This is a genomic window from Mycobacterium sp., from assembly GCF_044223235.1.
Taxonomy (GTDB): domain Bacteria; phylum Actinomycetota; class Actinomycetes; order Mycobacteriales; family Mycobacteriaceae; genus Mycobacterium.
Window position 1 is genome coordinate 113996 of the sequence record NZ_JBGAME010000013.1, and the last position, 13769, is coordinate 127764.

Annotated in this window: 13 protein-coding genes, 1 tRNA gene and 1 pseudogene; 10 read left to right on the top strand and 5 right to left on the bottom strand. The window is 66.7% G+C overall.

Features of this window, described 5'->3' with window-relative positions; all coding sequences use genetic code 11:
- Nucleotides 1-313: 313 nt before the first annotated feature.
- Nucleotides 314-838 (top strand): recombinase family protein, encoded by a 525-nt coding sequence (locus tag ADBZ6K_RS16705; protein ID WP_526348632.1) that lies wholly within the window; start codon nucleotides 314-316, stop codon nucleotides 836-838.
- A 55-nt stretch (nucleotides 839-893) separates the two neighbouring features.
- Nucleotides 894-1145, top strand: coding sequence for a hypothetical protein (locus tag ADBZ6K_RS16710; RefSeq protein ID WP_526348634.1), 252 nt, complete (start codon nucleotides 894-896; stop codon nucleotides 1143-1145).
- A gap of 74 nt (nucleotides 1146-1219) precedes the next feature.
- Here the strand turns inward: ADBZ6K_RS16710 and ADBZ6K_RS16715 are convergent, their stop codons facing one another.
- Nucleotides 1220-1603, bottom strand: coding sequence for a hypothetical protein (locus ADBZ6K_RS16715; protein WP_526348636.1), 384 nt, complete (start codon nucleotides 1601-1603; stop codon nucleotides 1220-1222).
- 123 nt (nucleotides 1604-1726) lie between these two features.
- On the opposite strand from ADBZ6K_RS16715, the gene ADBZ6K_RS16720 reads away from it, so the two are divergent.
- The gene (locus ADBZ6K_RS16720; RefSeq protein ID WP_526348660.1) at nucleotides 1727-2275 is read left to right on the top strand and encodes a TetR/AcrR family transcriptional regulator; all 549 of its coding nucleotides are present in this window, start codon (nucleotides 1727-1729) and stop codon (nucleotides 2273-2275) included.
- Between the two features lie 120 nt (nucleotides 2276-2395).
- Here the strand turns inward: ADBZ6K_RS16720 and ADBZ6K_RS16725 are convergent.
- Nucleotides 2396-2469: transfer RNA gene (locus ADBZ6K_RS16725), tRNA-Gly, on the bottom strand.
- 46 nt (nucleotides 2470-2515) lie between these two features.
- On the opposite strand from ADBZ6K_RS16725, the gene dcd reads away from it, so the two are divergent.
- The 7 genes from dcd to ADBZ6K_RS16760 all read left to right on the top strand — a co-directional run bounded on the left by dcd (nucleotide 2516) and on the right by ADBZ6K_RS16760 (nucleotide 10437).
- A complete protein-coding gene (gene dcd / locus ADBZ6K_RS16730; RefSeq protein WP_526348638.1) occupies nucleotides 2516-3085 on the top strand; it encodes a dCTP deaminase in 570 nt (189 codons plus the stop codon).
- A 363-nt stretch (nucleotides 3086-3448) separates the two neighbouring features.
- Nucleotides 3449-5176 carry a DUF7159 family protein gene (locus ADBZ6K_RS16735; protein WP_526348640.1) on the top strand — a complete coding sequence of 576 codons (1728 nt, stop codon included), beginning with the start codon at nucleotides 3449-3451 and terminating at the stop codon, nucleotides 5174-5176.
- Nucleotides 5177-5350: 174 nt separating this feature from the next.
- The gene (locus tag ADBZ6K_RS16740) at nucleotides 5351-6661 is read left to right on the top strand and encodes a cytochrome P450 (RefSeq protein ID WP_526348642.1); all 1311 of its coding nucleotides are present in this window, start codon (nucleotides 5351-5353) and stop codon (nucleotides 6659-6661) included.
- 2 nt (nucleotides 6662-6663) lie between these two features.
- Nucleotides 6664-7413, top strand: a complete 750-nt coding sequence (locus ADBZ6K_RS16745; protein WP_526348644.1) for a maleylpyruvate isomerase family mycothiol-dependent enzyme — start codon at nucleotides 6664-6666, stop codon at nucleotides 7411-7413.
- Between the two features lie 18 nt (nucleotides 7414-7431).
- A complete protein-coding gene (locus tag ADBZ6K_RS16750; protein ID WP_526348646.1) occupies nucleotides 7432-7800 on the top strand; it encodes a nuclear transport factor 2 family protein in 369 nt (122 codons plus the stop codon).
- Nucleotides 7800-8663, top strand: a complete 864-nt coding sequence (gene rfbA, locus ADBZ6K_RS16755; protein ID WP_526348648.1) for a glucose-1-phosphate thymidylyltransferase RfbA — start codon at nucleotides 7800-7802, stop codon at nucleotides 8661-8663. The genes ADBZ6K_RS16750 and rfbA overlap by 1 nt, the downstream gene beginning before the upstream one ends.
- A gap of 736 nt (nucleotides 8664-9399) precedes the next feature.
- A complete protein-coding gene (locus ADBZ6K_RS16760; protein ID WP_526348650.1) occupies nucleotides 9400-10437 on the top strand; it encodes a hypothetical protein in 1038 nt (345 codons plus the stop codon).
- Here ADBZ6K_RS16760 and ADBZ6K_RS16765 read toward each other — a convergent pair.
- The 3 genes and pseudogenes from ADBZ6K_RS16765 to ADBZ6K_RS16775 all read right to left on the bottom strand — a co-directional run.
- Complete coding sequence (locus tag ADBZ6K_RS16765) at nucleotides 10366-11712, bottom strand: YibE/F family protein (RefSeq protein ID WP_526348652.1); 1347 nt, start codon at nucleotides 11710-11712, stop codon at nucleotides 10366-10368. The two genes, ADBZ6K_RS16760 and ADBZ6K_RS16765, sit on opposite strands and share 72 nt — an antisense overlap.
- 43 nt (nucleotides 11713-11755) lie before the next feature.
- Nucleotides 11756-13042 carry a pyridoxal phosphate-dependent aminotransferase gene (locus ADBZ6K_RS16770; RefSeq protein ID WP_526348662.1) on the bottom strand — a complete coding sequence of 429 codons (1287 nt, stop codon included), beginning with the start codon at nucleotides 13040-13042 and terminating at the stop codon, nucleotides 11756-11758.
- Nucleotides 13043-13074: 32 nt separating this feature from the next.
- A pseudogene (locus ADBZ6K_RS16775) lies at nucleotides 13075-13769 on the bottom strand (Fe-S oxidoreductase); the annotation flags it as partial.

Below are 13769 nucleotides of genomic sequence, written 5' to 3' on the forward strand. Positions count from 1 at the left end.
CCCCGCCCTGGCCACCCCGCTCGACGGCGAGGTAGTCGAGTCCGACGCCGAGAGCGGCCCCGAAAACGGCAGTTATTCGCTAGGAGACGCGATGCCGTACCCCGAGGCGGACGGCGACGGGGGAGGCGATATTCCTCGGAGTAGCGGTCTGATGACCTTGGAGGCGCTGCCGAAGCCGGACGCAGCCACCGCTACGGAAGGTAGCCAGAGATCGACAAAGGCCAGTTCAAGGCCGATTGATAGATGCGCTAATGACGTAGCGTAATAGCCGTAACGGCCGATTCGGCCGTTTAGGCGAAACAGGAGGAACGAGATGAGCGACCAGCAGCTGCGCGTGATCGGTTACTGCCGGGTTAGCACGGACAAGCAGGGCAGCGGCCACGGGCTGGGAGGGCAACATGCGGCGCTTGAGCACTTCTGCAGCAGCACGGCCATCGCTGCTGACGGTGACGAGCGATGTCATCAGCGGGGCTGCGGCAGACCGATGTACGGCAGGGAAGTCGCGATATCAGCGATTGAGTCAGGGGTGACCGACGCACTGCTTGTGCGGGCGCTCGACCGCGCGACCCGCGACCAGGAAGATGCCGCCAAGCTGTTCAAGCGCGCCGAACGGAACGATTGGCGGCTCATGGACTGCGACAAGGCGGACAGTGGTGACCCGAGCCACAGGCTTTTGGCGGACATACGCTCAGCGAGCGCACTAAAGAGGGCCTGCAGCGGGCGCGGAAGCGGGGGAAGCGGCTCGGCCGGCCGACCGGATGGACCTGCGACCGCAAAGCGCATCGTCGGCATGCACATGCGAGAGGGGTTGAGCGCCAAGCGATCGCTGCGCAGTTGACGAGCGAAGGCGAACCCACTCCGAGGGGCGGTGCGAAGTGGTATCCCACCACCGTGTGCGATGTGTTCGCCCGGGAAGGTATCGCACGAAGGCGACGTACTACCCGCCGAACAGCCGCGTGGTCGTATTGCTACCGCGCGACCCGCACACCGGCCAGCGCGGCACCGTCGACAGCACTCGCAACGTCGCAGGCGACATGGAGCACCGATTGCGGTTCGCGGACGGCGCCAACGCCATCTACTACGCCGAGGAACTGCTCGGCGCGACGCCAACGCGTTCGCCGCGAAGGCCGACGCCGAGGCGTTGACGGGCATGGACTTCGAACCCGGCAAGGGGATCTCGCGGGTAACCCCGGTGGAATGTCGCCCCATAGGCGAGCGGTTACGCGGCGAGGCGATCGGCCACTGCTAGCCACGGTTTCTCAGCCACGGCGAGTGGCTCAGCTTGCTCTTCGTCGTCGGCCCGCACGCTGCGATACTGCAACAGATATTGGTCGATTTGCTCGCGGCGCAGCGGCTGAGCCCAGACGTTCGCGCCATCGATTGCGATGCCTCTGTCATTGGACTCCGACCGTCGACGGGCGCCCACCCGGAAACCCATGACCATCACGGTTACGCAGGCGACGAGGATCAGACCAAGGGCCACGGCGAGAATTGCGCTCCCTACCGCCAGTGCGTACACGAACATCCCCAGCGCCGCGAACGTCATCAGGAACGATACGTACCCGACGTTCGTCATCGATTGCGGAGTCGAAATCTTGAGCACTTCATCACCTCGAACTGTCGTCTGACCTATTGTCTAACGCAACGCTACGTGGAGCGTAGCATTCTTGTCCGTTGCAACGCTGGCAGTGTGGGCGTTATTCCACCCAGTGCAGGCGAAGGGATTATGGTGCCTCAGCACGGACGAGTCGACGACGGCATCACCGACGCGACGCTGTTTCTCTTGCGAACCGGCGGCCCACGGTCGGTGACAGTCCAAGCCGTCGCGGAGCGTTCGGGGATCGCGAAGACCACCATCTATCGCCGCCATCGCGACCGGCGTGACATGTTGTCAGCTGCCTTGTCGGACATGGCCTCCCCCGCACCACTGGATCCGCAAACCACTGCACCTGATCGGCTTCGGTGGCTTATCCGCCAGGCGGTCACCGCCATCGAGGGCGGGATAGGGTTTGGTGGATTGGCTGCCTTGCTCACCGATGATGACCCCGAGTTCACGACGGTGTTCCGTCAGATTTTGGCAAGCCAGCGGGCCGAGTTGTCGGCGGTGATCGATGCGGGCAAGAACGACGGCGCGGTACGCGCCAACATCGACAGCGAGACCCTCATCGACGCGATCGTGGGTGCATATATAGCCGAGCGTGCTCGCACGGGCAATGTCGCCGACGGATGGGAGATGCGGCTGTTCGATCTCTTCTGGCCCGTCGTCCGCAAGTGACTGGCCCTCGCACTCGCACTCCCGCATATCGATAGCAGCGACATGCCGATTGGGCACGGGACCACACCGGGTCGCCGAGCAGTTCGCGCGGGCAGCGCGGCGGGTTTGACAAGATGAACGTGGAGCCGATGACGGGAATCGAACCCGCGTATTCAGCTTGGGAAGCTGATGTTCTGCCATTGAACTACATCGGCGATGGTCGTCAGCGAGGCTATCACCACCAGCCGATACGCTCGTCGGGTGCTCCTCTCCGACCGCGATATCAGGGCCGAAGTGGCCGCCGGGCGTCTGGGTATCGACCCCTTCGACGACAGCCTGGTGCAGCCGTCCAGCGTGGACGTCCGGCTGGACACCCTGTTCCGGGTGTTCAACAACACCCGCTACACCCACATCGATCCGGCCGTCCAGCAGGACGAGCTGACAAGCCTCGTCGAGCCCGCCGCGGGGGAGCCGTTCGTGCTGCACCCCGGGGAATTCGTGCTCGGCTCGACGCTGGAACTGTGCACCCTGCCCGTCGACCTCGCCGGGCGGCTGGAGGGCAAGTCGTCGCTGGGCCGGCTGGGCCTTCTCACCCACTCCACGGCGGGGTTCATCGATCCGGGATTCAGCGGGCACATCACTCTTGAGCTGTCCAACGTCGCCAACCTCCCGATCACGCTCTGGCCGGGTATGAAAATCGGCCAGCTGTGCCTGCTCCGCCTGACCAGCCCCGCCGAACACCCCTACGGCAGCGCCAAAGCCGGGTCGAAATACCAGGGTCAGCGTGGGCCGACGCCGTCGCGGTCCTACCTGAATTTCTTCCAGTCCTAGGTGACCCAGACAACCAATCGTGGGGCTATGGCGGGATGCCACCAGGGTTGCGCGACGCCGGGAACGGCGACTGCAATTTCGTCGTAGCACGCAAAGCGGGTGGTCCCTTGCCGGGCAGCACTGCGATCGCCAGGCCGGTTAACTCGTCCGGCGCCCGATTTCATGGACCCGGGTAGGGTCGAGCTACCGGAGTCGACGGGCAAGTGCCGTCGCGGTGCGGCCAGGGACTTCACGGGCGTCAGCTAATGCCGCTCGATGTAACGCACGGGCTGGTCACGACGATGAAGCGTCTAGTTGTCGGCTCGCGTGAGCTGTGTGTGCAATGAAGGTCTAGGTAGCGTAGCAAACTATTTTGGAGGGTTGGTGGACATCGTACTGGGTGTGTCGATGACACCTACGACGGTCCGCATGGTGCTGGTAGAGGGGGAAAAGGCCGACGGGGTGACCGTCGACCACGACGCCTTCGATGTCGAGGAGAGGGACAGTTCGGCAACCTCGGGCATCGCCGATCAGGTGGTGGCCGCCGTCCTCGGCACCCAGGAGAGCGCCGAGGCCAACGGGCATCACCTGCGGTCGGTCGGCGTCGCCTGGAGTGACCACACCGAGGCCGCCGCGCTGCGCGATGCGCTGACGGCCCACCGCGTCGAGGACGTCATGCTCATCTCCGAAGGCCACGCCGCCGCGTCGCTCGCGCAGGCGGTCGGGCGGGCTGTTGGCTGCGACACGACGGCGCTTTTCCTCATCGACCGTGACACCGCCACGCTGTCGGTCGTGCAGACCGAGGACGGATCGGTCGTCAAGGTCCTCAGCCGCACCCTGCACGACGGGGATGCGATGGCCGTGCTGGCCGATATGGCCGCCGCGGTCGACGCCCAGGAAGTACCGCCGCAGGGCATGTTCGTCGTCGGCTCCGGCGTCGACGTGGCCGCGGTCAAGTCGCACCTGGAACACCTGGTATCGATCCCGGTCAACGCCCCCGAGGAACCCGAACTGGCGCTCGCGCGCGGTGCTGCCCTGGCGTCGGCCCACGCACCGGCGATGGAGGCGTCCACCGTCGGCCTGGCGTACTCGCAGGACCCCGACGACGGCACCACCGCGGGCAGCGCCTACGCGGGTCTAGCCGGCGCGGTCACCCAGCTGGCGCCGGCCAGTGGGCCTGATCCGTTCGCCGCCGAGTTCGTCCCCGAGGCCGACGAGCGCCCGACGGAGGAGGGCCGCAAGCCCTTCCTGCTCGTCGGCAGCGCGTTGACGTCGATCTTCGTCGTCGGTGTCGTCGCACTCGCGATCTCACTGGCCGTCAGCATCCGCCCCACCGTCGACCAACGGCCTACCCCGGGTCAGGTCGCCATCGTGCCGAGCACCCAGGCGCCCGCGCCGCCGCCTCCGGTGCAGGACGCACTACCGGTCGAGCAGCCGCAGGCTCCTCCACCGGAGACCATCAAGCCTCCCGTTCCCGTCGTGCAGCAGGCACCCCAGGCGCCGCCGCGCACGGTCTATGTCGAGCAGCCCGCCGCTCCGGCGCCGCAGGCACCCGCGCCGGCACCCGCCCCCGCCGCGCCAGCGCCAGCTCCTGCCCCCGCGGCACCCGCGGCACCCGCACCGGCCCCGGTCGCGCCGCCGCCGGTGTACCAGCCCCCGGTGATCCTGCCGCCTCCGGTGATCGTGCTGCCAACGCCTCGGCTGCCACCGATCTGGCAGCCGCCGACCGAAGTCCCGCGGGAGACCAGGTCGCCGTGGCGGCCATCGTGGACGCCGCCGTGGGAGCAACCGGACGACACGCCGGATCCGCCGCGAACCCCGCAGGTGCCCCAGGTCCCGCTGTTCCCACAGGCTCCTCAGGCCCCTCAGAATCCGGTCACCCAGGCTCCGCCGAATCCGTTGTGGCCGCTGCCCGGTTCGGGCTCGGGTCCAGGTTCCAACTCGGGTTCCGGATCGGGTCCGGGCTCCGGCTCGGGTCGGTCCGGAGGTTCCGACGACGGTGGGTCGTCCGGTGATGACGGCGGCGGCTCGTCGGGCGGATCGGGTGGATCCTCGGGTGGCGGCAACGGTCCGACACTGTGGCCATGGCCGTTCGGCGGCGGCCGGAACTGACCGCGAGGCCGGCCCGTTCGACCCGACAAACGCGCCGGCACCGTACCCGCCAAGGCCACCCGCCAAAGTCATTGTCGGCGGCCATAATTGACCGGATCTTGGCCGCAGGCGGCGAGGCCCGAAGAAGCCCGCACAGCCTGTGGCCGCAGCGGATGGCGCACGTATGCTCACAGGATGCGGCAACGGATCCGTTGGCTGGCTCTACACGGGGTGGTGCGGGGTCTTTCGCGGATGGCCCTGCGCAGTGGGGATCCGCAGGCGCGGCTGATCGCCGACCCGTCGGTGCGCGCCGATCTGGCGGGCTTCGCCGACGAGCTTCGCGGCGGCAACCCTCTCATCCGCTGCCGGGCGGTGTTTCTGACCGTCGATCATCACGTGGCCACCGAGGTGCTGCGCTCCGACGACTTTGGGACCACTGCGCTCGGCGCGAACCTGCCCGCCCCGTTGAGCTGGGTGGCCCGCTGGACCGACACCGGTCTGTTTCACCCCATCCAGCCGCCGTCCCTGCTGACGATCGACCCGCCCGACCACACCCGGTGCCGCAAGGCGGTGTCCTCGGTGTTCACCAGCCGGGCGGTGGCCTCGCTGCGGGACAGCGTGCAGGCGACCGCCGACCAGATGCTGGACGAACTCGACGGCCGGAACGGTTCCGTCGACGTGGTGCAGGAGTACTGTGCTCAGCTGCCGGTCGCGGTGGTCGGTGACCTGCTCGGTGTTCCTGCGTCGGATCGCGAGCAGGTGTGGCGCCTCGGCGAGCCCGCGGCCGCCAGCCTGGATCTCGGCGTCTCCTGGGCGCAGTACCGCGAGATGTATCGCGGGCTCGTCGGGTTCGACGCGTGGCTGACCGCGCATCTGCAGCGGCTGCGGCGGGATCCCGGCGACGACCTGATGAGCCGCCTCATCGTGGCCCAGAGCACCGACGGCACTGGACTGTCCGACGACGAATTGCGGGCAACCGCGGGCCTGGTGCTCGCCGCCGGGTTCGAGACGACCGTCAACCTGCTGGGCAACGGGATACGGATGCTCATCGACGCCCCCGACCACGTGGCGACACTGGCGCGTCGGCCCGAACTCTGGCCGAACGCGGTGGAGGAGATCCTGCGGCTCGATTCGCCGGTGCAGCTCAGCGTGCGTATCGCCCGCCGGGATGTCGACGTCGCCGGTGTGCGGGTACGCGAGGGAGAGGCGGTGCTGCTTCACCTGGCAGGGGCCAACCGCGACCCCAAGGTGTTCGCCGACCCGCATCGCTTCGACATCGAACGTGACAACGCCGGAAGGCATTTGTCGTTCTCGGGCGGGCGCCACTTCTGCCTGGGCGCGGCACTGGCCCGCGCCGAAGGCGAGGTCGGTCTGCGGACGTTCTTCGAGCGGTTCCCCGACGCCCGGATGGCCGGTTCCGGCGCCCGGCGTGACACCCGGGTGCTGCGGGGCTGGTCGTCCTTGCCGATCACGCTCGGTCAGACGACCACGGCGGTAAGTTCATAACCGTGGATCTGCGAGCAGCGTTGCTTGACGAAACCCGGGCCCTCGGCGACCTGATCCGCGCCGGTGACCCGTCGACCCCGGTCCCGACCTGCCCCGGCTGGACGGTCGACAATCTCGTCACCCATGTCGGCCGGGGACATCGGTGGGCGGCCCAGATTGTCGACCAACGCCTCGCCACCGCACTCGACCCGCGCGACGTGGCCGACGGCAAGCCGCCCGCGGACCGTGACGCGGCGCTCGACTGGCTCAACGCCAGCGGCGCCCTGCTCGTCGATGCGGTGGAGCGACACGGCTCGGACTCGCGGGTGTGGACCTTCAACGGCGCCCGCCCAGCCGGCTGGTGGATCCGCCGCCGGCTGCACGAGGCCACCGTGCACCGGGCCGACGCCGCGCTGGCACTGGGGGTGCCCTTCGCCATCACCCCCGAACTGGCCGCCGACGCAATCAGCGAGTGGGTCGAACTGGTCACCGCGAAGACCAAGAATCAACCCGCGCCGGTGGAGCGCGGCACTACCGTGCACCTGCACGCCACCGACGACGGCCTCGGCCCCACCGGCGAATGGACCATCGTCCACGACGAGGAAGGCGTCTGGTGGTCGCACAACCACGGCAAGGGCACCGTGGCGCTGCGCGGTCCGGCCACCCAGCTGATGCTGGCGATCACCCGGCGTGCGGCGGCCGCCGACGCGGGCATCGAGGTATTCGGCGACACCTCCGTCTGGGAGCTCTGGCTGGAACGCACGCCGTTCTGACTGGCGTAGGTTTCGATCATGACGACTTCAGAGATCGCCACCGTCCTCGCCTGGCATGACGCGCTCAACGCGCAGGATCTCGACACCCTGCTCGCGCTGTCCAGCGAGGACATCGAGGTCGGCGACGCGCACGGCGCGGGTCAGGGGCACAACGCGCTGCTGCGGTGGGCGCAGTCCGTCGGCATCGAGGTCGAACCGGGACGCATGTTCGTCCACGACGGGGTGGTGGTCGTCGAACAGCAGGTCACCTCGCCCGACGGTACGTCCCGCGCCGCCGCGTCGGCCTTCCGGGTCGTGCGTGATCACGTCACCTCGGTGTTCCGCCACGACGACCTCGCCTCCGCACTCGCCGCAACCGATCTGACCGAACACGACCTGACGGGCTGATGCGCGGCATCATCCTGGCCGGGGGCTCAGGCACTCGGCTCTACCCGATCACCTTGGGCGTCAGCAAGCAGCTCCTTCCCGTGTACGACAAACCGATGATCTACTATCCGCTGTCCACGCTGATGATGGCCGGAGTCCGGGACATCCAGGTCATCACGACATCGACCGACGCCCCCGGATTCCACCGATTGCTGGGTGACGGAACGAAATTCGGTATCAACATCAGCTATGCGGTGCAGGATCGTCCCGACGGGCTGGCGCAGGCGATGGTGATCGGCGCTGACCACATCGGCAACGATTCGGTGGCTCTGGTGCTGGGGGACAACATCTTCTACGGCCCCGGGCTGGGAACCAGTTTGAGTAGATTCCAAACCGTCAGTGGCGGGGCAATTTTCGCTTACTGGGTGGCCGACCCATCGGCCTACGGTGTCGTTGAGTTCAGTCCGGGCGGCACTGCGTTGTCGCTGGAGGAGAAGCCGGCCACCCCGAAGTCGCACTATGCAGTGCCGGGGTTGTACTTCTACGACAACGACGTCGTCGAGATCGCCCGCGGGCTGAAACCCTCGGCGCGAGGCGAATACGAGATCACCGAGATCAACCAGACCTATCTCGACCAGGGGCGGCTGTCGGTCGAGGTGCTGGCCCGCGGCACCGCGTGGCTGGACACCGGGACCTTCGATTCACTTCTGGACGCCAGCGACTACGTGCGCACCATCGAGCGCCGTCAGGGACTCAAGATCGGCGTGCCCGAGGAGGTCGCGTGGCGGGTCGGTTTCATCGACGACGACCAGCTGGCCGACCGCGCGCACGCCCTGGTGAAGTCCGGCTACGGCCGCTATCTGCTGGAACTGCTGGAGCGCTGACCTGGTCATACCGGTGCCGCACTCGGGGCGCGAGCGTCAGCGAGTATCCGCTCACGATGTTGAATGAACCCGTGCTCATCCAGCTTGGCCTACCAGCCGCGATCCTATCTACCGCGACGCTCGGTCTGATATGCCAGTTCGTTCAGACAACCGACGACGTTTTTCCACTGATGTACTTCACTGTGGATTCGGTTGCATTCGCTGGCATAGTGGCTGGCCTTGCATTGATACGGCCGGCGGCGGCGCAACTTCCGTTACTGCGGGCCTCCGCCGCGGTAAGCGTGCTGCTTTCGGCGCTTGTTTTCGCCACCGTCATCGCACCGGCTTCGGACACAGGCACGTGGATTCAGCCCCATGACGATTATTGGATACGCGCTGCAACATTTCTTTTTCATCTGGCTATGCCAGTACTTGTCACTGTCGACTTCGTGGTACAGGACTCGTGGCGAGTGCCATTGCGGCTGACGCTCTACAGCGCCTTCGCTTGGCCAATGGTCTACGTATCAACGCTTTGCGTTCTCGTGTGGTCCGGAGCAGCGTCAATGCCATATCCATTTCTTGATCGCACGCACATCGGAGAGGTGGCAGTCGTTGGCGTACTAATAGCTGTTGGAAGCCTTGTCCTAGTGTTGACTACCGCACTCTGGGCAGGCAACCGCTGGTTGAACGGAAATAGAGCCGCACGAAAACTCTCCTAGCTGGCTATACTGCCCAGGCGCTCTCAAGGAACTCAGACGTGTACTGGGGGGACACACCGTTGACGCCGTCACCGTTCATCGTCGTTAGCGTGCTGCTACAGATTGCGTTGTTGGCCTTTTCTGAGTTTGCAATGCCGACCGCGCAACCGGAGAAGACGCAGCGGGTAATCATCTTCCTCAGTGGCGTTGTAGCGTTGGTATTCACTGGCTTGGACCTTCCCCTGTACCATCTTGTGATTTTCGTTAGTCCCCTGTTGGTTCTGGCGATTCTGCTAGGGTTCGCGTTGCTACCGCCATTCGCGGGCTGGATCGAAGGCATGCGTGATCCGGCTGTCTTCGCGAGAGATCGTTTTCTAACGCATCTGGCAACCAATGCTTCAGGGGCACTGGCGGCCGGTGCCTTTGTTTGGGTTGGCCATACGACGCCAGGTTTCGACAGCTTCACCGTTGAGTTCAAGAACGAAGCGGCGTTCAACATAGTCCTGCCCATGACCACGATCGTGATCATGGCGTTTGTGCGTTGGCAACAACTCAACGCCTGTCCTCGTTTGGACGAGTTGGTCGCCGCGCATGATCCGGCGTGGAAGGATGAGATCAAAGGTTTTTCGCTGCGACATTTCCATCAGCTGACGAACGCAATTTACCTTGTCCTTGTCACTTTCATGGGTGCGGGCATGATCCTCTACCTGTTCGCCTTTACACTCGAGCATGCCAAGGCCGGTGATCCACTTGCGCTGTCCTGGCAATTCGCGGTTGCGATCGTCGCACTCCTTGCGTTCCTCTTCGCGTGTGGTCTTCCGGCGTCCAGGCAGCATCAGGCTGTGTATTTGACCTTCCTCACCGGCACGCCTGCGGCGCTGATGGTGTCGGTTGTTTGGCTCGCGTTGATGCAACAGAGCACAGTGAGAAATGCCTTCGCGCTGACCATTATCGTCGTCGGTTATGTGCTGTACTGCGCCGAGGCCGTGCTTGGCAGCAGTCGAGGGACCAATGACAAAGTTCAGCTACATTATTTTTCCGCGGCTGCGTTCGCCGTCGCCTTGACGATGCTGACCGGGGCGTTGTACTTCTCCTAGCCTAGCGACGTTGCGACCCCGCGAGCTCGGCGCGGGCCGTGCAACGACCCGATCATTCCCCTCCGAGGTGGCGAGCACCGCCGCGATGGCCGTCGTCAGCGGAACGGACAGCGCAAGGGCGATGCCGCCGACGGCCGAGCGGGCGATCTCGATGGCCACACTCTCGCTCGTCAGGACATCGCCGAGCGCACGGTTGGCGACGCTGAACAGCAGCAGCAGCGGCAGGGCACTACCCGCGTAGGCCAGCACCAGCGTGTACACCGTGCTGGCGATGTGGTCACTGCCCACGCGCATCGCACCCACGAACGCGGCCTTGCGGGACGCGCCCTGTTCGGCGAGCTCGAACACCGTCGAGGCCTGGGTGATGGTCACGTCATTGAGCACGCCCAGCGAGCCGATGATGAACCCCGCCAACAGCAGACCGGTGATCGACACGTTGCCCAGGTAGGCGGCGACCTCGTTGTTCTGATCTTGCGACAGGCCGGTCAGATGCGTCAGTTCTATTGCGGCCCAGGACAGTACGGCGGCTAGCAGCAACGAGGTCAGGGTGCCGAGCAGGGCCGCGCTGGTACGCAGGCTCACGCCGTGCGCCAGATAGATCACCGCGTAGAGAATCGCCGCCGAGGCCACCAGCGCGACTGGGATCGCCGCGGCGCCGTCCCGTAACGCGGGCAGCAGGAACAGCACCAGCACGACGAACGCGACGACAATCCCGACCAGCGCGCGCAGTCCGCGCCACCGGGCGACGGCCACGATCACCACGGCGAACGCCGCGGCCAGACCCGCCAGGGCCCAACTGCGTTCGAAATCGTAAAAGGCGTACGTCGTCACCCCCGCCTGATCCACCTGACGGCTCACGCGGATGTCGTCGCCTGCGACCAGGTTGGGTTGTCCGGGGCCGCCGCTGAACTCGAGCAGCGTGCTGGCGCCCGCGTTGGGACCGGAATCGATGGCCACCAGGTTCTGCACGCACTGACTGCTGTCGGGCGGTGCGGACACCGGATCTGAGGTCAGCACCGCGCCGACGGATGGGCTGCCGCACGGCGCGAGGGCGCTGGACACCACATGACCGGATTCGGTCGTCACCGCCCCGCCCGCGGCGTTCTGGAACGGCAGCGGAATGTCGACCTTCTGCTGGCTGGGCCACAGCAGCACCGCTCCCGCCACGACTGCCACGCCGACGGCCACCAGCAGGCCGACGACGACCTTCGCGGCCAACGGCCCCAGGGGCGCCGGGCCGCGCAGTGCATGTGAATGGCCGTGCGAATGCGTCACGTCCGACCACGCTACTGGGCCGGGGAGCGGAGACCCCGGACGGTTACTGCCGATAGCTCGTCAGGAAATTGCCGAGGCGCTCGATCGCATTGGCGAGATCGCGTGCCCACGGCAGTGTCACGATGCGCAGATGATCCGGTGCGGGCCAATTGAATCCGGTGCCCTGGGTGACCAGGATCTTCTCCTGCAGAAGCAGGTCCAGCACCAGCTGCTCGTCGTCGCGGATGTCGTAGACCTCCGGGTCGAGCCGCGGGAACGCGTACAGCGCGCCCTGCGGCTTCACGCACGACACCCCTGGGATCTCGTTGAGCTTCTCCCACGCGACATCGCGCTGTTCGAGCAGCCGCCCGCCGGGCAGCACCAGATCCTCGATGCTCTGATGACCACCCAGTGCCACCTGGATCGCATGCTGGGCAGGCACATTCGGGCACAGCCGCATATTGGCCAGCAGGCTGATGCCCTCGATGAAGCTGCTCGCGTGATCCTTCGGACCGGTGATGACGAGCCACCCGGACCGGTAGCCGGCGACCCGGTAGGCCTTGGACAGGCCGTTGAAGGTCAGCGTCAGCAGATCCGGCGCCACCGATGCCATCGCCACGTGTTCGGCGTCGTCGAACAGGATCTTGTCGTAGATCTCGTCAGCCAGCAGCAGCAGCTGATGCCTGCGCGCCAGGTCAGCCATCCGCTCGAGGGTTTCGCGGCGGTATACCGCGCCGGTCGGGTTGTTGGGGTTGATCACCACGAGCGCCTTGGTGCGGTCGGTGATCTTGGACTCCAGGTCGGCGATGTCGGGCTCCCAGCCCTGGGTCTCGTCACACAGGTAATGCACCGGCGTGCCGCCGGCCAGCGCCGTCGACGCGGTCCAGAGCGGATAGTCCGGGGCCGGGATGAGTACCTGGTCGCCGTTGTCCAGCAGCGCCTGCAGGGTCATGGTGATGAGTTCGGACACCCCGTTGCCGAGGTAGACGTCGTCGACGTCGAACTTCGGGAACCCGGGGACCAGCTCGTAGCGGGTGAACACCGCGCGCCGGGCGCTCATGATGCCTTTGGAGTCCGAGTAGCCCTGGGCGTAGGGCAGCGCCTGGATGATGTCGCGCATGATGACGTCGGGCGCCTCGAACCCGAAGGGCGCGGGGTTGCCGATGTTGAGTTTGAGGATGCGATGACCCTCGTTCTCGAGCCGCGCGGCGTGGTCGTGAATCGGCCCGCGGATCTCGTAGAGGACGTCCTGGAGCTTCGACGACTGGGTGAACGTCCGCTGTCGCGGCTGATGCCCGGCGGTATGCCAGGTGTTCCCCGCTGGCAGCTGGTGGGTAGTCACGTCGACCATGTTCTCATTGCCGTCCAGTGATTTGCCGACGGTCACTGGCGACGCCTGCCCGGCGGGCGGGCGCCCCTGGCGAGTCCCAGCCCCTTGACCGGCGGCTCGGCGACGGGTTCCGGCGTTGGGGCGGGTGGTGACTGATCGTCGACGGCGGCCGGTTGGATGGCCGCCTCGCCGTTGCCGCCCGCCGGTTGCGGTGGCGCCGCGGGAGCGCTGGCCGCTGGCTTCTTCGCGCCGGGCCTGCGGGCGCCCGGGGCGATACCCAGCCCCTTGACCGGAGGTTCGGGTGCCGGTGGCGGCGGGGGTTCGGCGGCAGGCGTGGGTTGTGCCGGTTCGGGTTGTGCCGGTGCGGCCGCATTGGCCGGTGCCGGGGCAGGCGCGGGTGCGGCCTTCTTGGCGCCGGGTCTGCGGGCCCCCGCGGCGATGCCGAGGCCCTTGACCGGCGGTTCGGCCTTGACAGGCTCCGGCGATGCGGCGGGTTCGGCAGCCGGCGCGTTCGCGCCGGGGGCGGCCGTCGTCGGGGCTGCCTTCTTCGCGCCGGGGCGGCGGGCACCCGCGGCGAGGCCCAGGCCCCTGGCCGGTGCAGCCGGTGCGGCCGGTGCGGTGGTCTCGGCGGCAGGGGCGGATGGAGCGGCCGTGCTCCTTTCGGTCGGCGCCGGCGCGGCTGTCTTCTTGGCTCCGGGTCGTTTTGCGCCGCCGGCGATGCCGAGACCTTTCGCGGGGGCTGCGGGCG